Raw genomic sequence first — 26,543 nt, forward strand, 5'->3', positions numbered from 1 at the left:
ATCACCACCACACCGTATAAAGCGCCACAAGGATCGCGCTGACCAGCGCCGAAGCGATGACAAAACCGCGCGAAGTGGCAAAGGAAACGCCTTCCATGATGCCCTTGCCCTCTCGCACCGGGGCTTTGCCCAGCAGCGAAACCACCACCGTCAGCGCCAGCGAGGCGAAAAACACCATGGCCATGCGATGCATGAAGGGAATTTCCGTCAGAGCCGTCACCCCGCCAAAGCGGAACAGCGCAGAGAGCATCACACTGGCCAGCGCGCCCGCCAGAGCGCCTGCCTCGGTAGCGCGGGGCCAGAACAGGCCGGTCAGGAAGATCACCGTGATGCCCGGCGTCACAAAGCCGGAGAATTCCTGAATATACTGAAACGCCTGATCCATGCCGCCCAGCAGGGGCCGCGCCGCGACAATGCCGATGACCGTGGCCACGCAGGCGGTGATGCGGCCCACGCGGACCAGTTGCACCTCGCTGGCGCCCGGCGCGATCTTGCGGGCATAGAGGTCGAGCGTGAAGATCGTGGCGATGGAATTGATCTTGCTGGCCGTGGACGCGATGATCGCCGCCGTCAGCGCGGCAAAAACAAGCCCCAGCAAGCCGTTGGGCAAAAGATGCATCATCGCCGGATAGGCCTGGTCGGGCTTGGTCAGATCGGGCGCCAGCAGCACTGCGGCGATCCCCGGCAGCACAATGATGACCGGCATCAACAGCTTGAGAAAAGCGGCGAACACAATGCCCCGCTGCGCCTCGCCCAGCGATTTGGCGGCCAGCGTGCGCTGGATGATATATTGGTTGAACCCCCAATAGGACAGGTTGGCGATCCACAGGCCCCCGATCAGCACCCCAAGGCCGGGCAGGTCCTTGTAATGCGGACTGTCGGGCGAAAGAATCATATGGAAATGATCGGGCACTGCGCGCACCAGCCGCTCAAAGCCATGGAGCGCGCCTGCCCCTTCGCCCAATTGGCCCAGCGCAATGCCCGAAACGATCAGGCCGCCCATCACCAGCAGCGCCACCTGCACAATATCGGTCAGCGCCACCGCCTTCAGTCCGCCCCGGATCTGATAGGCCAGCGCAAAGACACCCAGCACCGCCAGCGCGACATCCTGATCGACGCCCGCCACCTGACGCACCGCGATGGAGCCCAGCCACAGGATCGAGGTCAGGTTCACAAACACATAGAGCACCAGCCAGAACACCGCCATCACCGTGCGGATTGTCGGGCCGAAACGGGCCTCGAGAAATTCCGGCATGGTGGTGATGTTGTTCTTGAGGAACACCGGCAGGAAGAATTTGCCGACAATCAGCAGCGTGAGCGCGGCCATCCATTCATAGGAGGAGATCGCAAGGCCGATGGCATAGCCCGAGCCTGCCATGCCCACGATCTGTTCGGCCGAAATATTGGCCGCGATCAACGAGGCGCCGATGGCCCACCACGGCAGCGCGCGACTGGCCAGGAAATAGCCCGCGCTATCCTCCTGCGCATCGCCCTTGCGGCGGCTGACCCATTGGGCAAGGCCAAAGATGAAGATCGCATAGGCCACCACCATGGCCGTATCGATGGTTGAGAGCGTCATGGGATGGTGTTTCCTCTCGAATCCCTTGCCAAAGGGCGATTATGTCTATTTATATGATAAAAACACATGCCAGAGGGGGCCAGACGATGACCGACAATGACGATATCTCCGGCCTTGGGCGCAATCTGACCTACGGGCTGCTCGATCTGCTGGGGCGGCAAATCGTGACGGGCGCCTTTGAAAACCGCCCCTTTCCCACCGAGGCCGAGCTTTCGACCCAGCACGGCGTCAGCCGATCGGTCACGCGTGAGGCGGTCAAAATGCTGACGGCCAAGGGGTTGCTGACCGCAAGGCCAAGACAGGGCACCAGCATTCAGCCGGTGGCGAGCTGGAACCTGTTTGACGCCGATGTGCTGCGCTGGCTGCTCGAACGCAAATTCTCGGTCGAGCTGCTCTCGCAGTTCAACCAGTTGCGCGCGGCCATCGAACCGGCCGCCGCCGCGCTGGCCGCCGGCTCGGCCGATGACAAGGGGCGCGCGCTGATCGAGGCCGGGTTTGCGCGGATGGAGGCCGCCGAAATGGGCGAGGACGATGTACTCGACGCCGACATCGCGTTCCATCTGGCCATCCTGCGTGCCAGCGGCAATCCCTTCTTCGCCCAGTTCCGCGATGTGGTCGCCACGGCCCTGCGCACCTCGATCCGGCTGACCAACCGCATTGTCGGGCGCACGGCCGATCTGGCCGCGCATGGCGCGGTGCGCGATGCGATCATGGCCCGCGATCCGCGCGCGGCCCAGGACGCCATGCGCGCGATCATCGGCGATGTCATGGACCTGATCGCCCGGCACAGCCATGCGGCGCATTAGGCTCATCGCCTAGGCGCCGAACATGCGGGGCGGCAGGCCGAACACGCCCGCCTCCACCTCGAACACCGATCCGGCCAGTTCCTCGTCCACCCCATCGGCGGCGCTGGTCAGGAACAGGCGGCTGTAATCGGCCCCGGCGAAACAGGGCCGCGTGATCTGGCTGGCGGGCAGGTCGATCCAGCGCTCGCGCCCGCCGTCGGGATCAAACCGGCTGACGCAGCCCGCGCCCCAGTGGGCGATCCAGATCCCGCCCTGCGCGTCCACCGTCATGCCGTCGGGCGAGCCCCATGCATCGGGAAATTCAAGAAAAATCTTGCGCGGGCCAAGGCTGCCATCGTCATGCAAGGCAAAGCGGTAGACCAGCCCCTTCGCGCTGTCGGTATGGTAAAGCGTGGCGCCATCCGGGCTGATCGCCGGGCCATTGGCGATTGCGTAGGGCGCGTCCATGCGATGCCATGACAGGTCCGGATCGAGCCGGTAGAGACCGCCCTCGTCCCGACTGCCATCCATACTCATCGTACCCGCCCAGATGCGACCATGGGCATCGGCGCAGGCATCGTTCATGCGGTTGAAGGGCAGATCCGGCTCGGGCGCGGCGATGGGTTCGAGCGCGAAGGGATCGAGGCTGAGATGGTGAAATCCCGATTTCAGCCCGGCAACAAAGCCCCCGCCCGTGCTGCGCTCGATCAGCCAGCCGGTCATTTCGGGCATCGCCCATTCGCGATATTGCCCATCGCCCAAGCCATAACGGTTCACCCGCTGGCCAATGATATCCACCCAGTAGAGCGCATCCTCGCGCGCGACATAGGTGATGCCCTCACCCAGAATGTCGCGCCGCGCCCGTTCGATAATGGTCCAGTCGCCCATAGTCCCCCCCTTAATGGCTGTCGCGGGGCAGGCCCTTGGTCTGGGCGATGCGCTGATATTTGACCGCGCTTTCGATCACCGCGCCGCCCGCGAATTGCCCCGTCTCGCGCCGGGCTATTTCGTGCCAAGGCGTCTGGCTTTCCGGGCCGGAGAAGGGATTTTCCGCGTTTTCAGCGCGGCGTCGATCCAGTTCCTCGTCGCTCACCAGCACATTCACGCTGCGGGTCTTCAGGTCGATGCGGACAATATCGCCCGTGCGCAGCAGCGCCAGACCGCCGCCTGCCGCCGCCTCGGGGCTGGCGTTAAGGATCGAAGGCGAACCGCTGGTGCCCGACTGGCGCCCATCGCCGATGCAGGGCAAAGCGTCGATCCCGGCGCGGATGAGGGCGGCGGGCGGGCGCATATTGACCACCTCGGCCCCGCCCGGATAGCCCACCGGCCCGGCGCCGCGGATCACCAGAATCGAGCGGTCGGTGATGCCAAGGGCGGGATCGTCGATGCGCGCATGATAATCCTCCGGCCCGTCGAACACCACGACATTGCCCTCGAACGCTTCCGGATCATCCGGGTCGGCCAGATAGCGCGCGCGAAAAGCATCGGAAATCACGCTCTTTTTCATCACCGCCGCGTCGAACAGATTGCCCGACAGAACGGTCAGTCCCGCCGCAGGCTTCAAAGGCGCGGAGAGCGGACGGATCACATCCTCATCCTCAATGGCGGCCTCGGCAATATTCTGCGCCACGGTGCAACCATTGACCGTCAACGCTTCGCCATCGAGCAGGCCCGCGCGATAGAGTTCGCCCATCACCGCCGGAACGCCGCCCGCGCGGTAATAATCCTCGCCCAGATATTCGCCCGCCGGTTGCAGATTGACCAGCAGCGGAATGTCGGCCCCATGGCTTTCCCAATCGGCCAGCGAAAGTTCGACGCCGACATGGCGCGCGATGGCGTTCAGGTGGATCGGCGCATTGGTGCTGCCGCCGATGGCCGAATTGACGCGGATGGCGTTGAGGAAGGCTGAACGGGTGAGAATGTCTGAAGGCTTGCGGTCGGCGCGCACCATTTCCACGATCTGGCGGCCGGTGTGATAAGCGCTTTCCGCGCGGTCGCGGTGGGGCGCGGGGATGGCCGCGTTGCCGGGCAGGCTCATGCCCAGCGCCTCGGTCAGGCTGTTCATCGTGGTGGCCGTGCCCATCGTGTTGCAGAAGCCCGTGCTGGGCGCGCTGGAGGCCACCAGCTTGATGAAGCCCTTATAGTCGATCTCGCCCGCCGCCAGCATCTGGCGCGCCTTCCACACGATGGTGCCGCTGCCGGTGCGCTCGCCCTTGAAATTGCCGTTCAGCATCGGGCCGACCGACAGGGCAATCGCGGGAATATTGACCGTTGCCGCCGCCATCAGGCACGCAGGCGTCGTCTTGTCGCAGCCGATGGTCAGCACCACGCCGTCAAGCGGATAGCCGAACAGCGTTTCGACCAGGCTGAGATAGGCCAGATTGCGATCAAGCCCGGCGGTGGGCCGCTTGCCGGTTTCCTGAATGGGGTGGCAGGGGAATTCGATGGGAATGCCGCCCGCCTCGCGGATGCCGTCGCGCACGCGCTCGGCCAGCACGATGTGATGGCGGTTGCAGGGCGAAAGATCGCTGCCGGTCTGGGCAATGCCGATAATCGGGCGGTTGGACTGCAGTTCCTCCATCGAGAGGCCATAGTTGAGATAGCGTTCAAGATAGAGCGCGGTCATGTCGGGCGAGGCCGGATTGTCGAACCATGCGCGGCTACGCAGCGTTGGCTTTTGGGCATCGGACATCGCGTTTCAGTCTCCTTGTGTCTGGCAGCGTGTCTGGTGGCCCCATGCGATTCCCGCGCCGCGCCAGCTTGCTGTTGACGTCTATAAGCATATATATCATACAAAAGTAAAGCGCGAGGATGCATTCATGAGTAATTCCCTGATTCGATTGGGTTTGGTTGGGCTGGGCAAAATCGCCCGCGATCAGCATCTGCCCGCCATTGCCGAAAATCCACGCTTTGCCCTGACCGCCACGGCCGATCCGCAGGGCGCTCTGGAGGGCATTGCCTCCTATCCCACGCTTGATGCGCTGCTCGATGCGCGGCTCGCGCTGGATGCTGTCGTGCTGTGCACGCCGCCCTCGGTGCGCGCGGGGCTGGCGCAGCGCGCGCTGGAGGCCGGGCTGCATGTGATGCTGGAAAAGCCGCCCGCCGCCGGTCTCTCGCAGGTCGATGCACTGGTCCGGGCGAGCGCGGGCTGCACCATGCTGGCCACATGGCACAGCCGCGAAAGCGCCGCTGTCGATGCCGCCGCCGCATGGCTGGCCGCGCGCCAGATCAAGGCCGTCCGCCTCAACTGGCGCGAGGATGTGCGCGTCTGGCATCCGGGTCAGGACTGGCTGCTGGCGGCGGGCGGCTTTGGCGTGTTCGACACCGCGATCAACGCCTTTTCGATTCTGACGCATATCCTGCCGCAACCGCTGGCGCTGGAAAGCGCGGATCTGGGCATCCCCGCCAACCGTCAGGCGCCGATGACCGCCCGCCTGACCATGCGCCATGCCGGGGCCGAGGTGGCCTGCGACCTGTCGATCCTGCACCCCGGCGCGCCGCAATGGGATATTGCCGTCGACACGGACGCGGGCCTGCTGCAACTGACGCAGGGCGGCCAGCAGATGACCATTGACAACAACGCGCAGGAGGTGGCGCCCGATGCCGAATATCCGCGGCTCTATGCCCGCTTTGCCCGGCTGATCGATGCGGGGCAGAGCGATGTCGATGCCCGGCCCCTGACGCTGGTGGCCGATGCGATGATGCTGGGCAGCCACCATTCTCTCCCCCCTTTCGAGTTCTGACGCCATGACCAGCTCTTTTCCCCCGCTAGACCGCCGCCGTGTCCTTGCCGCCTCGCTGGCGGCGGCCTCAGGCCTTGCCTGCGCCGATCAGGCGCTGGCCAAGGCCGCCGTCCAGACGCCCACCCCCGCCCCATCGCCACGCCGCGAAGTGGTGCTCGACGATGGCTGGCGCTTTCACCTTGGCCATGCCGCCGATCCGGCGCGCGATTTCGGTTTCGGCAATTGGGGGCGCACCTATGCCAAGCCGGGCTTTGATGTGGCCGAAACGGTCAAGCCCGATTTCGACGACAGCGGCTGGGAAGCGGTGCGCGTGCCGCATGACTGGGCCAGCGCCCTGCCCTACGCCCCGCCCGCCACGATGGAAAAGGGGCGCGAGGATTTCATCGCGGGCCATGGTTTCCGCGCCATCGGCCGCGATTTTCCGCAAAACAGCGTGGGCTGGTATCGCCGCACCCTGCCTGTGGGCGCGCAGGACAAGGGCCGCGCGGTCTGGCTGGAATTTGACGGGGTGTTTCGCGATGCGGTGGTGATCGTCAACGGCTATATCGCGCATGAGAATGCGGGCGGCTATGCCCCGTTCCGTGTCGATATCGCCGACTATCTCAATTATGACGGCAAGCCCAATCTGCTGGTCATCCGCGTCGATGCCAGCCTTGGCGAAGGCTGGTTTTACGAGGGCGCGGGGCTCTATCGCCATGTCCGGCTGGTTTCCGCCGCAGCGCAGCATATCCCGCAATGGGGCGTTTGCGTGCGGGCCGAGCCGCGCGGGCAAGGCGCCATTGTCTCGGTTTCCACCGATCTGGTCAATCTGGGCGCGCAGACGGCAGTTCAGCTTCGCCACCGGGTGATGGCTCCCGATGGCGGCGTGGCGGCGGCGGGAGATGGTCCTGCCGTCGCTGTTGCCGGCAAGGCAGTGGTGGACCACGCCATCACCATCCCCCGCGCGCAATTGTGGTCGGTGAAGGCCCCCGTGCTCTACCGCCTGATCAGCGAAGTGATCGTGGGCGGCGAAGTGGTGGACCGGGTCGAAACACGCTTTGGCGTGCGGAGCTTGCGTTTTGACGGGCATCAGGGGTTCTTCCTCAATGGTACGCCGGTCAAGCTGCTGGGCGTATGCAACCATCAGGATCACGCGGGCGTGGGCACGGCGATCCCCGATGCGCTGCACCGCTGGCGCGTGGCGCAGATGCAGGAGATGGGCGCCAATGCTTGGCGCAGCGCGCATAATCCGCCCTCACAGGCCCTGCTCGACATTTGCGACGAGATGGGGATGATGATGATCGCGGAAACAAGGCTGAACAACACCAGCCCCGAGGCGATGGACGAGCTGGACCGGATGATCCTTTCCAGCCGCAACCATCCCTCGATCATCCTGTGGTCGGTGGGCAATGAGGAAGGGCATCAGGGCACCCCGCGCGGGCACAATATCTCGGCAAAGCTGGCGGCGCGCTGCAAGGAGCTGGACCCCACGCGCCAGACCACGCAGGCCATGGACAATGGCTGGTACGAGGATGGCGCGGCGCGCGCGGTCGATGTCGTGGGTTTCAACTATCGCACCGACAAGATCGCCGGTTTCAAGGCCAAATATCCCGACACGCCGGTGATCGGCACGGAAACCGCCAGCACTGTCGCCACGCGCGGCGAATATGCCAATGATGCCGCGCGCCATATCGTGCGCGCCTACGATACCGAGGCGCCATGGTGGGCCAGCACCGGCGAGGCGTGGTGGAGCATCGTGGCCAGGGACCCCGGCATTGCGGGCGGCTTCATCTGGACCGGCTTTGACTATCGCGGCGAGCCCACGCCCTATGCGGCATGGCCATCGGTTTCCTCCTATTTCGGGGCGGCCGACATCTGCGGCTTCCCCAAGGATAATTATTATTACTATCGCGCATGGTGGCGGCCCGAATTGCCGCAGGTCCATCTGTTGCCCCACTGGAACTGGGCCGGGCGCGAAGGCCAGCCCATCGAGGTCTGGGCGCATGGCAATTGCGCGCAGGTGGAATTGCGGCTGAACGGGCGCGGGTTTGGGCGCAAGGAGATGCCGCGCAATGGCCACCTGACATGGTCGGTTCCCTATGCGCCGGGCGTGCTGGAGGCGGTGGGCTATGATGCGCAGGGGCGAATCACCGCGCGCGACAGGCGGGTGACGGCGGGCGCTCCGTCCATGCTGCGCCTGTCGGCCAATACGGCGCGTTTGCACGCCGATGGCGCCGATATGGCCATCATCCGCGCCGAGGTCTTCGACCGGGCGGGCCGTCCCGTGCCCACCGCCGCCGTCCCCATCCGCTTTGCCCTTTCGGGGCCGGGGCGCGTGCTGGGCACCGGCAATGGCGATCCCACCGACACCACGCCCGACCACAGCCTCGAGCGCCGCACCTTCAACGGGCTGGCGCAGGTTCTGGTTCAGGCGGACAGGAGCGCCGGACAGATCACCCTCACCGCGCAGGGCGAAGGGCTGGCCCCGGCCCGCCTCGACCTGTTTGCGCATACGATCTGAAAGAGCAAAACCCATGGCCCTTGGACTTCTTGCCGCCGCGCTGCTGGCTTCGGCCTCGACACCGGCCGCGCCCAAACTCTATCTGGGCGCCGATCTGTCCTTTACCAATGAAATGGAGGATTGCGGCGCGGTCTTTCGCGAGGGCGGCAAGCCCGTCGATCCCTTTGCGCTGATGAAGGCGCATGGCGGCAACATCATGCGCGTGCGCATCTGGAACGCGCCGGGCTGGACTAGATACAGCACCTATGAGGATGTGCTCAAGACGATCCGCCGCGCCCATGCGGCGGGCCTGGAGGTGCTGCTCGATTTCCATTATTCCGACGACTGGGCCGATGGTGAAAAGCAGATCGCGCCCGCCGCATGGGCCAAACTTTCCACCGACGATCAGGTCAAGGCGCTGCATGATTACACGCGCCAAATCCTCGACCGTCTGGCCGCCGAGGGGCAATTGCCCGCCTTTGTTCAGGTGGGCAATGAAACAAACCCGGAAATGCTGGGCGGCACCAAGGATGGCCGGATCAACTGGGAGCGCAATGCGCGATTGATCAACGCAGGCGTTGCCGCCGTGCGCGAGGCGGCCAAGGCCCATGCCCATCCGATGAAAGTCATGCTGCATATCGCCCAGCCGGAAAATGTCATCGGCTGGTTCGACGATGCGACGGCGGCAGGCGTGATGGATTATGACATCATCGGCATCAGCTATTATTCCAAATGGTCGAAATACAACCTCACGGGCCTGGGCAAGGTGATCGATGCCGCCCACAAGCGCTATGACGCGGATGTCTGGGTGGTGGAAACGGCCTATCCCTTTACCAATGACTATGGCGACACCACGCCCAACCTGCTGGGTTCGGATTCGGCCCTGCCCGAATATCCCGTCACCCGCGAGGGGCAGGCCCGCTATATGGAGGACCTGACGAAACTGGTGGTGGCCAATGGCGGCAATGGCGTGGTCTATTGGGCGCCCGACCGGGTTTCGACCGGATGCAGGACGCGCTGGGGCGTGGGATCGGATTGGGAAAATGCCGCGTGGTTCGACATCAAGCGGCATGAGGCGCTGCCCGTTATGCGCTTTATGGAAATGACGCGGAAATAACGCAAAACCCGCGCAACCGAAAAGGGCCGCGAGGGAGCAATCCTCGCGGCCCTTTTGCTGTGAGAGAGGTTGGAAGGGCCGCCGGGAGAAGGATGGTCCCCCGGAGGCCCTTTTCATCAGAACTTGACGGTCACATCGGCCAGATAGCTGGGGCCATACTTTTCATAACGGGCGATCTGATTGGGATCGTTGGCGTAATAGAAGCGCGCCGCCTGATTGGTCAGATTGTTGGCCTGAACGCGCAGGGAGATCGCCTTGGTGATCGCATAGGACACGCTGGCGCCCACGATCGTCTCGCTTTCCATCCGCGTCAGCTTCGATGCGTCCCAGCCGAAGATCACGGTCTGGGGGCTGTGATGCTTGATGCCGATGCGCGCATCCACGCCATGGCCCGAATACCACAGGTCGAACTGGCTGGTAAATTTGGCCATGCCCACGGCGGGCAGCGGATTATAGGTGGGCGTCATTTCCTTCAGGTTCGAATCCACCAGCGCGGCATTGGCATAGACCCCGAAGTTCGACAGGCCCGGCACAAACCAGAAGGGCGTGGAGAGCGACAGCTCTGTGCCCGCAATATAGCCGCCCTTGCCGTTGGCAGGACCCGTGATCGTATAGGTCGTGCCCGCGATGGTGGTGGGATATTGGGTATAGCCGACATTGCTGTCGACATCCTTGTAATAGCCCGCCAGCGCGATCACCGCATCCTTGTGGAAGTAATATTCAAGGCTGAGATCACCCTGCGTGGCCATGAAGGGTTTGAGGTTTGGATTGCCCGCGCTTCCCGAAAGGTAGGAGGGCGGATAGTAGGACAGGTTCTGGCTGGCGCGCAATTCGTCGAGCGGCGGGCGGCTGAGCACCCGCGCCACACCCGCGCGCAGCTTGAGGTGATCGTTCAGGTCGAAATTGAGGTTGAGGCTGGGCAGCACGCGGAAATAATGGTTGGGCGCATAGACCGGATTATAGGTCGTGACATTGGCGCTGCCGTTCCACGATGTCACGCCCTGATAGGCGCTCGATCCGGTGGAAACATCGACCATGCGCACGCCGACATTGCCGTAATAAGGCACAGCGCCCAGACTACCCGCCAGTTCGGCCATCGCATAGGCCTCGAAATCATCCTCGCGCACGCGCCAGTACTGGGTCTTGTCCTGCGTCGCGGTGTTCAGGTTGAGCGAGGAAATCGCGTCATAATTGGCATAGAGCATGGTGGGGAAGCTGAAGCCGCCGCCGGTGATATTGAAAGACGAGAAATTGGGCGTGGTTGTCAGATTGACCGTGCCGCCGGTCAGCGAGTTGAAGCTCTTGATGCGGTTGGAATAGCGCAGACCGGCATTGAGCGCGGTAACAATCCCGCCATGCAGTTTGTAATTGAAATCCAGCGCCATGGCGCCCAGCGCATCGACCAGCCTTTGCGGCCCGGTCAGGCCTGTGCCCGCATAGGACTGGGCCGAGGCGGCGGTCACATCGGTGGCCGTCGAGATCGAAGGGACGACGCCTGCGGCGGTGTTGAAGGTCACGCTCTGGGGCCAGACGTTCCATTCCTGCGCGGCCCATGTGTTGTTGCGGCGCGCCTGCGAATAGGAAGCGTCAAACTTCACCGTGACATCATCGGCGCGGTAACGGGCATTCAGGCCCGTCGCCAGCAGGTTCTTGTCCTCGGTATATTTGGCGATCACATTGGTGACGGTGGTCTTGTAATTGCCCACCGTGGCGCCAACGATATCGTTGCCCGCCAGAGTGAACTGGCCCGCACCATAGGTAGCGTCGGGCAAAGTGCCACCCCAATCGCCCCAGCCGCCATGCCATTGCTGGAACTGGTTCTCGTTGATCTTCACATTGGAATAGAGGAAATCGGCGTTCACATCCCAGTGATCGTCCGGCTTCCACTGCAGCCCCGCGCTGGTGCTCCAGCGCTCCTCGATCAGCGCCTTGACCTCGGCCTGCGCGCCCCACGGGGCGTTGACGGACTGGCCGTTATAGGTGGGCGGGCTGTTGCCGGCGTCGGCATTGTTATAGCCCCAGCCCTGGAACGAGGAATAGCCGTTCTTCTGTTTCTGATAGCTGCCGCCCAGCGAGAGGCCCAGCGTGTCGGTCAGGCGCGTGATATATTGCACACTGCCGCGCGTGCCCACATTGTCATAATTGGGGATGCGGAAGCCCGGGTCGTTCATCTGGGCCCCGGCGCGCAGCGTCAGGCGCGGGCCGACATAATCGAGCGGGCGGATCGTGCGGATGTCGATCGTGGCGGCCACACCGCCCGCGATCAGATCGGCGCCCTGCGATTTATAAACGGTCACGCCCGACACGGCTTCGGAAGGATAGATTTCCCAGCGGACATTACGGTCCGGCTCGGAAGACGCCACTTCGCGCCCGTTGACCAGACCCAGCACCAGACGGGGGCCGAGGCCACGCACCGAAGCCTGGCTGGCATTGCCGCGGTCGCGCGTGGCCGTCACGCCCGGCAGGCGGGCCAGCGCATCGGCAATGGTCACATCGGGCAAGACGCCGATATCCTTGGAGGAAATCGTCTCGGTCACGACGGCCGAGGCGCGCTTGGCCGAGATGGCGTCGCGCAGCGAGGCGCGCAGGCCGGTGACGACAATATCCTGCGGCGCCGGGGTCTCATCGGCCGCCCAAACCGGGCTTGCGGCCACAGCCAATGCCAGAGCGCTCACCATTGCGGCGCCATATGTTTTGCGAATCACGAATACCCTCCCTTAAGGCCTGGCGTTAATCGTTTTGGAATCTCATTTATCTTATAAATAAGGTCATACGTATGGGGCTGTCAAGAATGCAGACACCATAAGCAGACGATCCCGGACGAAAGCCCGCCCAACTGTGGCAAGGATGACGCAGCCCTATGGTGGATCGGTCACAGGTAATCGCCGAAGGAAAGGTACTCAGGGATCAGCCCCCGCGTCCGGCAACCTGTTGATGACCAAGCGGAAGTCCGCAGGATTCCCGCCCGCGCCGACCTGATCGTCGGTGGCCCTCATCATCGCCGGTGTGCCTCTCCGGGATCAGGGCAAGGCGCCCGGCCCGAAAGCCCCCTTCCGCACAAAGAAAAAGGGGCCGGCCCGAAAGCCAACCCCTTGCTCTTGTCAGAAAGACCCGAAGCGCGATCAGAAGACGATGCGCGCCCCGCCGCCAAAGCGGAACAGCCCATTGTTGCCCACGCCGCCATCGGCGTTGATCTGCACCGACTGGCTGATCGTGAAGCGCAGACCGGCGCTGGCCTGAATACGATCGGCGGCCAGGCCGCTGCCCTTAAGCGAGAAGGCGATCGGATCGGCAACCTGCGTTGCGCCGACCAGGGTCTGCCCCTTGCCGAAGGCATGGGTGTAGCCCAGATCGACATAGCCGCCCACCACCTTGGAGAAGCCATAATCGAACTTGGCGCGCAGACGGCCCAGTTGCTGGTTGCGGTTCATCGCACCAATGGTGAACAGGTCGAGCGGGCTGGCCGTGACGCTGCTTTCGGTGAAGGCCTTGGTCTTCTGCGTCATGCCCATATATTCGGCGGTCAGGTCGAGCGTGAGCGCGCCATGGCTCTTGAGATATTCAAGCCCGCCGCCATAGGTCGTCGTGCTGGCGCCATTGGCCGTATAATCGGCCACGCCGGTCAGCATGACGCGCTTGCCGTGCGCCGAATAGGTGCCATAGGCAAAGCGACCGAACAGACGCAGCGCCTGATCGCGGGTCAACGGAGCCGAGAAGCCCGCAGCGAACTGGTCGCCCGGCATCGAACCCGTCAGATAGTCGTTCGAGTAGTTTCCGTTGGTGTGGCTGTAGGTCACATTGAGCTGGGCAAATTTCAGATCGCCCGAGAAGCCGATGTTGTAGGCCATGCCGCGATGCTTGTTCCAGGTGTCGCCCGCAACCTTGACGCCGTCCATGCCGCTGCGCTCGATCGAGCCGGTGGCCCGGATGTGGCCGGGGTTCAGCTTCTGATAGCCCCCGACCTCGGCCAGACCGTCGAGCGAAGCCAACTGCATCTGATCGAGGATCGCGCCATAGCCCTGCGGCGACCAGCGCTGGAAGACGCTGGCGGTGTTCGCCCCGCCTGCGGCCAGAGCCGAGGTCAGCGCGCCCAGCAGATTGCCGCCGTAATATTGCGGCGTGCCGCCGGTCGAATTGACCAGCATCGTGCTCAGGATCGCCTTCTGGTTGTCGCTCGTGGCAACCGCGGCCGTGAAGCTGGCGGGCGTATAGCTGCCCAGACCATAGACCGTGCCGTTCGACAGGTTGAGCGCCACCGGCTGGGCAAAGTTGGACGTGACCACCGAGCCGAAGAAGCCCGAGGTCTTGCCCGGCGCGACCTTGAAGATCTGGATGCCCGAGCCCAGCGCAATGGCATAGTTGTTCGCGGGCAGCGACTTGGTGAGATTGAGCACCGAGGAGCCCGACAGCGCAAGGTTGCCGGTCACGATGATCTGGTCATACCCGCCGGTGGCGCCCGCCCCGGCATTGCCGTCGATCTGCATCACAGCGCTGGAATTGTTGCCGAAATTCAGGTTGCCGAAGGTGAGCACGCCCGGCGAGTTGCCCGGCGCGATCGTGCCCGCCGTGGTGCCCCCCACGAAGGTGTTGCCGGTGATCGAGCCGTTGCCGGTGATCGCGCCGCTGTTGATGACATAGGTGTTGGTGGAAGTCACCAGACCCGAGGTCGCACCGCTCTGGCCCAGATCGATGCCATTGCCCATGTGCAGCAGCGTGCCTGCGACATTGACCGTGGTACCGGTGATGGCACCCGACAGGTTCACCGTCGAATTGGCCAGCGTCACCGTCGGGGCAACGATGCTGCCGGTCTGGGTGATGTTGAGCGTGGTTCCGGTGTTGGTGCTGAACGTGCCAGAGGTGGAGCTGCTCTGACCGCTCAGGTTGAAGGTGCCGCTCGACACCGCCACATTGCCCGTGCCCTGCACCGCGCCGCTGAACGAACCGCCATTGGCCAGCGTCAGCAGGTTGGTGCCGATGTTCAGCACGCCGCTGCCGGTCAGGTTGTGGATCGTCTGGTTGGCCTGCAGCGTCAGCGTGCCGGGCGTGTCGATCTGCACATTGAGCGCATGGTCGAGCAGGTCGGCCGTGGCCACCGTCACGCCGCCAAAGTGGATCGAGAGCGCGCTGGGAGCAAAGCTGTCGACCCCGCCGTTGAGCGTGAGAACGCCGGTGCCGTATTTCTGCACCGTGCCCGTGCCGTTGATGACGCCCGAATAGGTGCCGTTGGCGGTCTGGTTGATGTTGAACGTGCTGGTGCCGTTGAGCGTGATCGTGCCGCCCGCGCCCGAGAGCGAGCCGGTGGTCAGCGTGGCATTGTTGCTGGTGATCAGGCTGCCCGCATTCTGGGTGTAGGCATTGGCGACATAGAGGTCGGCCTTGGCGGCAATTGCGCCGCTGTTGGTCAGGCTGTCGAACTGATAGGTGTTGCCCGCATTCAGCGTCAGCGTGCCGCTGTTGGTGACATTGTGGTCAACCAGCAGCGAGGACGAGGCGGTGAAAGTGCCCGCATTGTTCAGGCTGCCCAGTTCCGAGAGCGTCCCGGCATTGAGGTTGACCGTGCCGCCCGCGCTGTTGGCCGCAGCCCCGGTGACCAGCAGGACGGAGTTGACGTTGAGCATCCCCGCATTGCTCAGGCTGCCAAAGCTGCTGCCGCCCGTGGTGCCCAGATTGGCGGTTGCCGAGGCCCCGTTGGTGAACAGACCCGCCACCTGCAGCACGCCCTGCGACGTCAGCGTGCCGGTGTTGTTCAGCACGCCGCCGATCGTGCCGGTGGTGCCCTGAGCGAAAGTGAGGGTGCCTGCGTTCGACACATCGCCGGTGCTGGTCAACGCGCCGTTGATGCTGGTGGTGCCCCCGGCATTGTTGGTCAGCGAGGCGAGCGACAGGGCGGCGTTGACCGTGGTCGTGCCGCTGTTGCTCAACGAATGGATCGTGTCGTTCGTGCCCGCAATCAACGTGCCCGCCGCGCCCACGGTCACATCCAGACTGTCGGCAAAGGTGGCGCCCGGCGTGGTGTCGACGGTGCCGCCATTGATGGTCAGCGGCCCCGTGAAGGTGCTGGCCCCGCTCAGCAGCAGTGTGCCGTTGCCGGTCTTGGTCAGCGCCCCGCTGCCGGTGAGGATACCCTGATAGAGCGAATTGCCCGACTGGTTGAGGTTGAGCGTGGCATTGCTGCCCAGATTGACCACACCGCTTGCCGCGCCCAGCAGATAGGGCGTGTTGATGGTGCGCGTGGTGGCGCCGCTGCCGTCCGCCAGCACATTGAGGCGACCATCGACCTGCGTATAGGAGCTGGTGGTCAGATCCGCCGACAGGTTGGTTACGCCGCCCACGTTGGTGTAGAGCGAGGTGATCGCCTGATTGGTCAGCAGGTTGAGCACGGGCGCCGCGCCGTTCTGCTGGGGATTGACGTAAAGCGCCATGTTGCTGCTCAGCGCATTGGCGCTGGCAACGTTGAGCGTGCCGTTGGCCACTTCAAGCAGCGAGGCCATCACGCTGCCCGCGCCGCCGTTCAGCGTCAGGGCCGCCGCGCCATACTTAAAGATGCTGGCGGTCGAGGCATTGCCGCTGAGCGAACCGATGGCGCCGTAATAGGTGCCGTCGGTGGTCTGGTTGATGGCCCAGCCCGTGCTGTCGCCCAGCAACACCGAGCCGCCCGCGCCCGAGAAGCTGCCCGTGTTCATCACCAGATGATCGGCCAGCGAAAGCGTACCGGCATCCTGCACATAGGCGCCCGAGACGGACAGATTGTCCGAAACGTTGATCGTGCCCGAATTGTTCAGGCTGCCGAACGCGGGCGCCGAGCCCAGATGCAGGTTGAGCGTGCCGGTGGCGCTGTTGGTGGCATTGCCGGTCACGGTCAGCGGCGTGTAGGCGTCGATCAGCCCATTGTTGAGCATCGCGCCGAACTGGCTGGTGCCGTTGTTGGCATAAATGCCCGAACCCAGCGTGGCGGTGCCGGTGGTGTCATTGGTGAACAGGCCCGCCACGCTCAGCGTGCCGCGCGAGCGCAGATCGCCGGTGTTGACGAGGTTGCCCGCAAGGTTCTCCACCGAGCCCGTGCTGAAGCGGGTCGTGCCCGCATTGCTGACGTCGCCCGATGCATTGAGGGTGTTATAGACCTGCGTATAGCCGGTCGCGGTCGTGTTCAGCGTGGTCAGACCGATTGTGGCGCCGACATAGGTATAGCCGCTGTTGTTGACCGAGTGGATTGTGTCATTCGTGCCCAGATAGAGGCCCGCATTGGCCGCGACCGTGGCGTCGAGCGTGTCGGCAAAAGTGCCGCCCGCCGAGGTGTCGATCCAACCCGCATTGACCGTGAGCGGCCCCGCAAAGGTGCTGGCCCCGGCAAGGCTGAGCCCGCCGTTGCCGGTCTTGGTGAGAGCCCCGGCGCCCGAGAAGACGCCCGCATAGAGCGAATAGCCCGACTGGTTGATGACCAGCGTGTTGGCCGCGCCCTGAAGGCCGCCCAGATTGACGTTGCCGGTCGAGGCGCCGCTAAAGCCTGCCGTGTTGATCGTGCGCGTGGCTGCCGTTTCCACGGCCGGATTGCCCGAAACCGTGCCGATCACATTCATCAGGCCATTGTTGGTCACGGTGCTGCTGGTAGTCAGATTGGCGACAAGATTGGTCGTGCCATTGTTGAGCAGACCCAGGATCGACTGGTCGCCCAGCAGCGTGAGCGTTCCCGCCGCATCGGTGCGCACCGGCAGAGCGCCGCCCAGAATGCCCGCGTTCTGGACGGTCACGCCGCCCTCATGAACGATCAGCTGGCCCGGCGTAAAGCTGTTCGCAGCGCCCGCCAGAGTCAGCGTGGCCGCGCCCTGCTTGTAAACGCCGCCCGTGCCGGTCACCACGCCCGCATAGGTGCCGTCGGCCGACTGGTTGATGGTGAAGACATTGCCCGTGCCGTTCAGCGTGACGGTGCCGCCCGCGCCCGAGAAGCTGCCCGTGGTGAGCGTCTTGCCGCCGGCGACGGTCAGCGTGCCCGCGTTCTGGGTATAGGCGCCCGACACGTTGAGCGAGTCGTTGACATTGACCGTGCCCGCGTTGGTCAGGCTGCCGAATTGGCCCTGCGACCCGGCGTTGAGGGTCAGCGTGCCCGTGCCATTGTTCGTCACAGCATGGGTCACGGTCAACGGAGACGAGGCGGTCAGTGTGCCGTTGTTGGTCAGGCTGTCAAGCAGGGTCCAGCCCGCCGAACCCAGCGTGGCGCTTGCGCCCAGCGCATTGGTGAACAGGCCCGAAACGGTCAGTTGCCCGGCCGAAGTCAGCGTACCCGTGTTGTTCAGCGCGCCGCCGATCGAGCCGGTCGAGCCCGACGCAAAACCCAGCGTACCTGCATTCGACACATCGCCCGAGCTGGTCAGCGAGCCGTTGACCGTGGCATTGCCGGTGGCATTGTTGGTCAGCGTGGCAAGATTGAGACCGGCATTCACCGTGGTGGTGCCGCTGTTGCTCAGCGAATGGATCGTGTCGCTGGTGCCGACCACATAGGTGCCTGCCGCGCCCACCGTCACGTCCAGCGTATCGGCAAAGGTGCCGCCTGCGGTGGTGTTGATCGTGCCGCCGTTGATGGCCAGCGGGCCGGTGAAGGTATTTGCCCCCGCCAGATTGAGCAGGCCCGCGCCGGTCTTGGTCAAGCCGCCCGCGCCCGAGAAAATGCCGCTGTAGGTCGAGGTGCCCGACTGGTTGATGACCAGCGTGTTGGCCGTGTTGTAAAGGCCGCCCAGATTGACATTGCCGCTCGAGGCGCCGCCAAAACCTGCGGTGTTGATCGTGCGCGTGGCCGCCGTCTCGCTCAGCATGTCGCCCGACAGCGTGCCCACCACATTGAGCAGGCCGTCATTGGTGACCGTCCCGGTGGTGGTCAGATTGCCCGAAAGATCCCAGATGCCGCTCGCATTGTTGGCGGCGCTGGCCGCCGAGACATTGGCCAGTTGCCACAGCGTACCGGTCGACTGGTTGGTCACGCCGCCCGTAAGCGTGGTCGAGCCCAGCAGCGAGAGCCCGCCCGAATTGGTGATCGAGTTGGCCGACAGCGTGTTGCCGAAAGTGGTGGTGCCCGCGTTGTTGATAGCGGTCGCCGTGGTGGCGCCAGCGGCCACCAGCAGACCGCCCGCCGCGACATTCACCGTGGTCAGCGCCTCGGCGCCGCCCAGCACGAGGCTGCCCCCGTTGACCTGCACCGAACCGCCCGAAACGGCGTTCATCAGGCGCCCGCTGGTCGTGCCATTGGTGGTCGAAACCTGACCCGCGTTGACGGTAATGCCGCTCAGGTTGTTCTGCGCCGACAGCAGCAGCGAGCCGGCATAGCCATTGGCGGCGTCATTCACCGTCAGCGTGCCGCCGGAGATCGCGCCCTGCATCACCGCATCAAAGCTGGTGCTGCCGTTGGTGGCGGCGCCGCTGTTGTGGAGCACGGCGATCTTGCCGTTAAGGCCGCTCAGGTTGATCGCATTGAGGAAATTGACCGAGCCGGTGGCGTCAACCGCGTCCGAGCCGAACACCAGTGTGCTGCCCGTGGTGACAAAACCGCCCGAATTCCAGGTGAGCGCGGGGCCGACGCCACCGTTGATCGAGCCCAGATTGACGGTCAGCCCGCCCGAGGTGGCCGCAAAACCGCCGCTGCCTGCCCAAGAGACGTTGTTGGGCTGGCTGCCCACCGCGCGGCTGAAGGTGCCGCCCGAGAGGAGCACACCGGCCGAGTTGGTCGACAGACCCGCGCCGATCGTGCCCGAACCGTCAAACAGGATGTGGCTCATGGCATTGATGCCGGTGCCGTCCTGCGCTTCCAGCGTGGCGCCCGAAATCTCGGTCGTGCCCGAATAGGTGTTGGTGCCAAGGAACTGCACCGTGCCGCCGCCCACGATCTTGAGCGACGCGCCGCTGCCCGCCGCGATCGAGGCCGTGCCGATGCTCGATGCGCTGTCATCCGCGATGGAATCGTAGAAGGTGATCGTGTTGCCCGTGCCCGGCTGAAGGGTCACATTGCTGCCGGTCATGATGAACATGTCCGCGCCCGCCGCTTGCCCTGCCGCGCCGCCATTGTTGCTCGATCCGGCAATGGCCGCGTTGTTCTGGAAAATGCCGTTGCCCTGCAGCACCAGCGTGCCGCCGCTGCGCACAAAGATCGCGCCGCCAAAGCCCGAGCCGCCGCCGCCGCCCGACGTGCCCGTCGAACCGACGCCGCCGCCGAAACCGGCCGCGCCGCCCGTGCCATCCGCGCCCGCAATGCTCTGGCCGCCCGAGCCGCCCGCGCCGCCAAGGCCGCCCGAACCGCCGCCCGCGCCAAAGCCGCCCGCGCCGCCCGCGCCGCCTGCGCCGCCCGCGCCGCCGTCGGTCTGCGACAGCGCGCCCGCGCCGCCCGAACCGCCCTGACCGCCTGCGCCGCCGCCATAGAAGGTCGAACCGGCGCCGCCATTGCCGCCCTGGCCGCCCGCACCGCCATGGGCCACCGTGCCGTTGGCCAGCGCGATATTCCACGTCACCAGCGCCAGAATGTCATCGGCCAGCGTCACGCCATCGACCGCCGCGCGGGCCACCTTGATCGCCGATTCGGCGAAATTGGGGGTGAACTGGGCCAGCGCCGCCGCCGCTTCGGAAATGTCAAAGCCCAGAGTGAGGGCATCATTGGCAACCGCCAGCGTCTGCTGGGCATTGAAGGGAACGCCCGCGCTGCCGCTGCCGCCCACGCCGCCGCGTCCGCCCGGCGCATTGGTGCCGTTCGAGGCATTGCGCCCGTTATTGCCCGGCGAACCTTCGCCATCGACGAAGATCGCGGAGAAGGCGCTGCCATCCGCGCCGCCGCTGCCATTGCCGCCCACCGTGCCGATATAGGCCAGATTGTTCATCGAGCCGCCGGTGTTGAGATTGCCCGCCGCGGCGTCGATACGGTAGGAAACGGTGTTGTTGGCGGTGTTGATCGAGGTGATGACCGCATTGGCGGGCACATTGCTGCCCACCAGCAGATGGCCGACCATCAGGCCGGTGGTGGTGCCCACCGTCACGGTGCCCGTGCTGCCGCCGGTCTGGTTGACCGCCAGCACCGGGTTGAAGGTCATGATTTCCTTGCTGGCATTGATCGCCGAAACGCCGTTCGAAGCGATGACATTGCTCAGCGTGATCTGATTGGTGGTGGTGTTGATCGCGGTGATCACCGTCCCGTTGGGAATGCCGGTGCCCGAAACCGTTTCGCCCACGGCAAGGCCGGTGAGCGAGTTGACCTGAACCACCGCATTGCCGCCTGTGTTCGAGATCAGCGGGCTGAAGGTTCCCTTGAAGGAATAGACCTGGCTCAGATCGACCTGATTCGACAGGGTGATCGCGCCGGTATTGGCATTGACCGCCGTGACGACCGTATTGGCCGGAACGCCATTGCCGGTGATGACCATGCCCACCTTGAAGCCGGTCATACCCGCGATCGGGGTGATCGTGTTCGACAAGGTGCTGGTGGTGGCGGTGGCAAAGCGCGCCACGTTCACTTCGGTCACCGAAACGGCGGTGACGGTGACATTGGCCACCGCGTGATCCAGCGTGAAGCCGGTGATGACCGGGTTGCTGGGATCGGTCGAATCATAGGTGATCGATGCGATGGTGGCCGTGGTACCGTCGGACAGGAAGACCTTCTGGCCGCGCTGGAGCATCGAGACATTGACCGAATTGCCCAACGTCACCGTGGTGCTGGCCAAGGTCACAGTGCCGGTGACCAAATCCGAGGTGGGCAGCGCAATCGCATCGGCAAAGGTGATCAGGTTGAGCGCATTGCCGTTCGCATCGACGCCCACATTGGTGATGCTGGAAATGGTCGAGCCGACGGTCCCGGCCACGCTGGCGCCGTTGTTCTGCCCGGCCACGGCAACGCCCGCGCCCTGGGTGATCAACTGGTTGTCGCCGGTGGCGACCACGCCGGTCAGGTAGTACTGACCGTTGTTATAGGTAATCAGGCTGCTCGAACCGTTGGACAGCGAGGGGCGATAGATCTGGGCCGCGCTGGCGTCGGCCGTGACGCCCGTGACGGTGAAGGCGATGGGAGCGACCGAGGAGGTGGCGATGCCGCCGCCCTGCCCGCCCGTCACCGTGTTATTGGCAAAGCTGACGTTGTTGAGCGTGAGCGTGGCGCCATTGTCCACGAAGAACACACCGCCAAGGCCCGCGCCGCCGCCCGAACCATTGCCGCCCGCAGTGGCATAGTTGGTGAAGACCGTCTGGCTGCTGTTCGAGCCCACCGAGACGTTCGAACCGACCACCTTCGTGGGGTTGGCCGCCTGAAGCGAGGTGTCGCCCGAAACGACAAAGCCCGAGCCGCCGCTGCCGTTGGTGACATTGACCGGGGCGCTCTGGGCCAAAGCCGTGGCCGGAAGCGAAGCCATGGCACCAAGAGCCAGAATCGAGCTTGAGAGCAACCATCCACGACGCTGTTTCATCACTATCCACCTGTTCATAAGAAAACAAAACGAACAGGGCACAACAAAACCAGTCACGCCGACACAAGCCGGCGCGCACCAAGGAAAACCTTGTTGTCAGAACCACAGACTGGCCCGGCAGGCAAAGCACTGCGCAAATACGCGAGCGCATGCCGCCCCGGCAGCCTCAATCACTGTATGGAATTGTCGCCCACTGTCCCCAAAAAATATTCAAACCCACCCACAGTAAACTGTAGGCAATCCCCATCCGGTTCGCACCGACGCATCGGAACGACTTATACCCTGCGATATAACCGGCGATTACGTCAGATTTGGTTAATTTTCACCTAGGTCGACTACCCATAAATTCCGCCTTCGTCATTTGCCGTGAAGGGGTGCAAGATTGAATTTAATATATTGAAATATAAATATATTTATTCATTCGCAAACGCAGCATTACGCCGATCGGGCCTATAAAATTCACCTTTTTGAACCTAAGGCAAATCGTACAGGGATAAAAAAGGCTGCGATTCTGGAAAGGCAGGCAGGCCCCTCGCCCGTTCCGTAACCGCACAGGCTCCGCCGGGCAGTATGGCAACTGTCGCGGCGGCGTCGGAGTTCTGATGCGCGCTCCCGGCGCCTATCTGCCCCTTGCGATAGAAGGCCCCGTTCGTCCCTGCCGACAAAGCTAAAGCTCCATGGGAACGGCCCGGTGCCTCGTATGCAGACTCTGGAATGCATCCGCTCGAACCGGTCGCAAGCATTGGCGACCAGCCTGGGATGCGCCACCATGCCGCTATCGGACAGAGCGGCAGCCTATCGCGTCCGGCAATTCGGGGGCAGGCTCTGCTTCTCTTGTCCGCGCTGTACACATCCGCCCTAATGGGCATGAGCGGATGGAAGGCAGGCACAGCCGGTGGCCACCTCCGCCATAAAACGGCCCACCGCTTCATCACTCGATCAATCGGACTCGGTTCATCGCTTTGCTGCGGGGTTTTCAATAGGGCTGACCCTCCGGCCGCAACAGGCGCAAAACCTGCGTGATCCGGTCCGCAATGCCGAAATCGCACTCGGTTCGCCTCAAACTCTCTTTCCCCAACCACCGGCCGCACGCCCGCCTGCTGCGCGCCAAACATGCCCCACTGCGCAAAATCTCCAAGATGGGCCAATGGCTTACCTTTTCCCCTTGCCCGGCGCCGGGCGGGCGCAGGCGCAGGCAGTGCCTTATTGCCGCTTATCCGCCAAATAGTAATTTCTGTATTACTACGAGGTCGGCGATTAAAATAAAGAAACCAAGACCGTGCTATAATGGCATTAAAGGGAGAGAATAGGTTGGAATACTTAACTCGCAAATCGCTATGTGTTTGTACGAGTTGCAAGTTTTAATCCGATCATTACCGACCCGACAATATACCGCGATTTCGACGCCTTTCGCACTCTTTGCATCATCTTTTTTATAAGGATCCACACATGACCGTCGTCCTGCGTATCGCCTCGCATGAAACTGGACGCCACGTCACAAAGAAGCTGCGAAAGGGAATGAACGACATCACGCTGCCCGCCGGCGCGCATGTCGAAGTGGTCGATTCCCAGAACCACAATGCCCTGCGCCCGGCCAAGGCCGAGTTTGCCCACGGCAAGCTGATCCTCGATTACAATCAGGGCGATGACGCCATCCAGCTGCGAATCGCGGGCGAGGCGATCGACGGGCTGGACAGCAAGGGGCCGCTGGATCTGAGCGCTATCAACACCGCCTTTGACAATGCGAATCCGGGCGAAGGCGCATGGGCCGCCGCAGATTGGGGCAATGCCGAAGCCGACGCGCAAGGCGCGGGCGGAAGCGACAATTCCGATGACCGCCATCATGGCCTGTCGGGCACACTGCTGCTCCTGCTGGGCCTTGGCGCGGCGGGCGGCCTCGCCGGTGCGCTGGCCGGCGGCGGCGGATCGGCGGCCGCACCGGCCACGCCGCCCACCGCCCCGGTCGTCACGCTGGGCAATGGCGTGGGCACCAATGGCGCCAATGCCGCCGAAGCCACCCAGGCCAGCGGCGTTGTCACCGTCAATGCCGCTTCGGGCACGACCATCGACGTCACCTTTACCAATGGCACGCATACGCTGACCAAGTCCGTGACCGGCACCGGTTCGGCGGTTGCCGTGGTGCTGACCTCGGCCGATCTCACCACGCTGGGCGATGGCGCGATTTCCGTCAGCGCCGTGGCCAAGGCCAATGGTCTGTCCAGCAGCGCAGCCACCAACAGCTTCACGCTGGACACCACCGGCCCCGCCGCACCCACGCTGGCGCTCTCCACCGACACCGGCGCCTCGGCCACCGACCGCGTGACCAGCAACGGTTCGGTCAGCGTCACGGCGGAAAACGGCAGCACGGTCGCGCTGACCTTCACCAATGGCAGCCACACGGTGACCAAATCCGTGACCGGCACGGGCAGCGCCCAGACCGTCACCCTGTCCTCGGGCGATATGGCCACCCTTGGCGATGGCGCGGTCAGTGTTTCGGCGGTCGCCACGGATGCGGCGGGCAATGCCGGTTCGGCGGGCACCCTGTCCTATACGCTCGACACTGTGACCGCCGTTGGCATCACCAGCCAGCCCATCCTGGTAGGCGGCGCACCGGTGCTCTCGGGCACGGCCGAAACGGGCGACACGGTGGTCGTCACCATCGCGGGCGCCACCTATCGGACCACGGCCACCGGCGGCGCATGGTCGGTCAATACCGCCACCGCCACGCCGACCAGCGGCACGCTGGCGCTCAACGCCAATGGCATCAACGCGGTGGGCGTGACCGCCACCGATGCGGCGGGCAACAGCGCCACGGCTTCGCAGAACCTGCAGCTGGTCTCGTCCAGCTCGGGCGTGGTCAACACCAGCGCCACCAATGTCGCGGTGCAGGTCAACGCCATTGACGGCAATGTGCCGATCACAATCAACGCGCCCAACGCCACATCGCTGACCATCACCGGCAATCCCAACGGCAGCCCGGTCGATGTCACCGTCGCCGACAAGACCCCCGGCGCGGTCGATACCTATCCGCTGACGCTGATCACCAATGTTTCGCCCGCCGCCAATCCGGGCCAGCCCAACCTGCTGATCCTCGATTTCGCCTCGGCGCAGGATCGCGTGGTCCTCTCCTCGGCCAGCAGCGTACAGGGCTTTAACCAGATCGAGGTGCGCAACGGCACGCTTGACCTGTCGGGCGTCAATCTGACCGGCATCGTCAATATCCAGATCAATTCGGGCGTGGTCCTCACGCTGGCCCAGTTCGAGGCGCTGTCCTCGCTGGTCAGCCTGTCGGGTCTGGGGCAACTGACGATCCATCTCGACACGCAGAGCCAGATCAACGACCTCATCACCTTCCTGCAAAGTCCGGGCAATCTGTTCCTGATGGGCACCACGGTGACCGTCGAATATGGCAGCAACAACACCGTCATCAGCAACAGCACCGCGGCCAATCTGATTTCGGCGCTGAATTACCCCTCGATCCCCCAGATCAGCGGCGCGATCAGCGCGCTGCAGACGGCGGTGAGCGGCAACACTTCGGCCATTGCCCTGCTGATCAATGACGCCTCGGCTCATGGCGGCACGGCAACCACCGCCTCGATCACCGGCATTCAGGCTGCGCTCGCCGCGCTGCAGACGCAGGTGAACCAGCAGCAGCTCGATCTCAACGCCATTACGGCGCATAATCTGGATTCGCTCCAGACGCTGGTGGGCAATCTGTCCTCGGCGATGACCGCGCTGACCGCGCAGGTGAACACCCAGGCGACCCAGATTGCCGCCAACACCGGCAATATTGCCACGCAGGCCACGCAGATCGCCGGGATTTTGACCAATATCGGCGCGCTGCAGACCGCCGTGTCGGCGCTGCAGACCGGCAACAGCAACAATGCCGCCGCGATCACTGCGCTGCAGGCCGCCCACGACAGCCTGAGCGCCACCGTTACGGCGCTGCAGACCACGCTCCAGCACGATATCGCCACGCTGCAGGGCGCCAATTACGCCAACGCCACCTATCAGGACATCGCCTCGCTCAGCGCCCAGATCGACGCGCTGAACAGCGCGGTCGCCGCCCTGCAAACGCTGGTGGGCCAGAGCAGCGTCGCTTCCCAGATCAGCGCCGCCATCGGCCACCCGACCAACGGCAGCGGCGCGGCCACCGGCCTGTGGGCAGCGATCGAAAGCGCGATCAGCACGGCGACGGCGGGTCTGCAAACGCAGATCAACGGGACGAACGCCAACCTTGCACTGGTCATCGATGATTCCAGCACCCATGGCGGTACGCCCACACTCAATTCCATCGCAGGCCTGATGGCCGCGATCAACGTGCTGAACGGCGCGGGCGCCAATTCGGTCGCAGGGCAGATCAACGCCGCCCTCGGCCACCCCACCAACGGCAGCGGCGCCGCCACCGGCCTGTG

The 26,543-nt window shown here is 64.2% G+C and carries 10 protein-coding genes; 5 read left to right on the top strand and 5 right to left on the bottom strand.

Going from position 1 to position 26,543, the window contains the following annotated elements:
• Position 1 precedes the first annotated feature (1 nt).
• Positions 2-1,579: a sodium/sugar symporter gene (locus tag BGP00_RS03265; protein WP_292921917.1), complete on the bottom strand. Its 1,578-nt coding sequence runs from the start codon at positions 1,577-1,579 to the stop codon at positions 2-4.
• 86 nt (positions 1,580-1,665) lie between these two features.
• Here BGP00_RS03265 and BGP00_RS03270 point away from each other — a divergent pair, with 86 nt between their 5' ends.
• Entirely contained in the window at positions 1,666-2,385 is a 720-nt protein-coding gene (locus BGP00_RS03270; RefSeq protein ID WP_292921918.1) for an FCD domain-containing protein, read from the top strand.
• Between the two features lie 9 nt (positions 2,386-2,394).
• Here the strand turns inward: BGP00_RS03270 and BGP00_RS03275 are convergent, their stop codons facing one another.
• On the bottom strand, positions 2,395-3,252 hold the full coding sequence (locus tag BGP00_RS03275; RefSeq protein ID WP_292921919.1) for an SMP-30/gluconolactonase/LRE family protein: 858 nt from the start codon (positions 3,250-3,252) through the stop codon (positions 2,395-2,397).
• Positions 3,253-3,262: 10 nt separating this feature from the next.
• Positions 3,263-5,056 carry an IlvD/Edd family dehydratase gene (locus BGP00_RS03280; RefSeq protein ID WP_292921920.1) on the bottom strand — a complete coding sequence of 598 codons (1,794 nt, stop codon included), beginning with the start codon at positions 5,054-5,056 and terminating at the stop codon, positions 3,263-3,265.
• Between the two features lie 127 nt (positions 5,057-5,183).
• Between BGP00_RS03280 and BGP00_RS03285 the strand changes: the two genes are divergently transcribed.
• From BGP00_RS03285 to BGP00_RS03295, 3 genes are read left to right on the top strand one after another with little or no spacing between them, the layout of a single operon-like run.
• The gene (locus BGP00_RS03285) at positions 5,184-6,107 is read left to right on the top strand and encodes a Gfo/Idh/MocA family oxidoreductase (protein ID WP_292921921.1); all 924 of its coding nucleotides are present in this window, start codon (positions 5,184-5,186) and stop codon (positions 6,105-6,107) included.
• Between the two features lie 4 nt (positions 6,108-6,111).
• Positions 6,112-8,607 (top strand): beta-galactosidase GalA, encoded by a 2,496-nt coding sequence (galA, locus tag BGP00_RS03290; protein ID WP_292921922.1) that lies wholly within the window; start codon positions 6,112-6,114, stop codon positions 8,605-8,607.
• Between the two features lie 13 nt (positions 8,608-8,620).
• Entirely contained in the window at positions 8,621-9,703 is a 1,083-nt protein-coding gene (locus BGP00_RS03295; protein WP_292921923.1) for a glycosyl hydrolase 53 family protein, read from the top strand.
• 116 nt (positions 9,704-9,819) lie between these two features.
• Here BGP00_RS03295 and BGP00_RS03300 read toward each other — a convergent pair whose 3' ends face one another.
• Both BGP00_RS03300 and BGP00_RS03305 read right to left on the bottom strand, forming a co-directional pair.
• Positions 9,820-12,408 (bottom strand): TonB-dependent receptor, encoded by a 2,589-nt coding sequence (locus tag BGP00_RS03300; RefSeq protein WP_292921924.1) that lies wholly within the window; start codon positions 12,406-12,408, stop codon positions 9,820-9,822.
• Positions 12,409-12,825: 417 nt separating this feature from the next.
• Complete coding sequence (locus tag BGP00_RS03305; RefSeq protein ID WP_292921925.1) at positions 12,826-22,128, bottom strand: autotransporter-associated beta strand repeat-containing protein; 9,303 nt, start codon at positions 22,126-22,128, stop codon at positions 12,826-12,828.
• 1,449 nt (positions 22,129-23,577) lie between these two features.
• Here BGP00_RS03305 and BGP00_RS03310 point away from each other — a divergent pair.
• A partial coding sequence (locus tag BGP00_RS03310; RefSeq protein ID WP_292925700.1) for an Ig-like domain-containing protein occupies positions 23,578-26,543 on the top strand: 2,966 nt, incomplete at its 3' end.

This window comes from Novosphingobium sp. 63-713 (genome assembly GCF_001898925.1).
Classification (GTDB): Bacteria; Pseudomonadota; Alphaproteobacteria; order Sphingomonadales; family Sphingomonadaceae; genus Novosphingobium.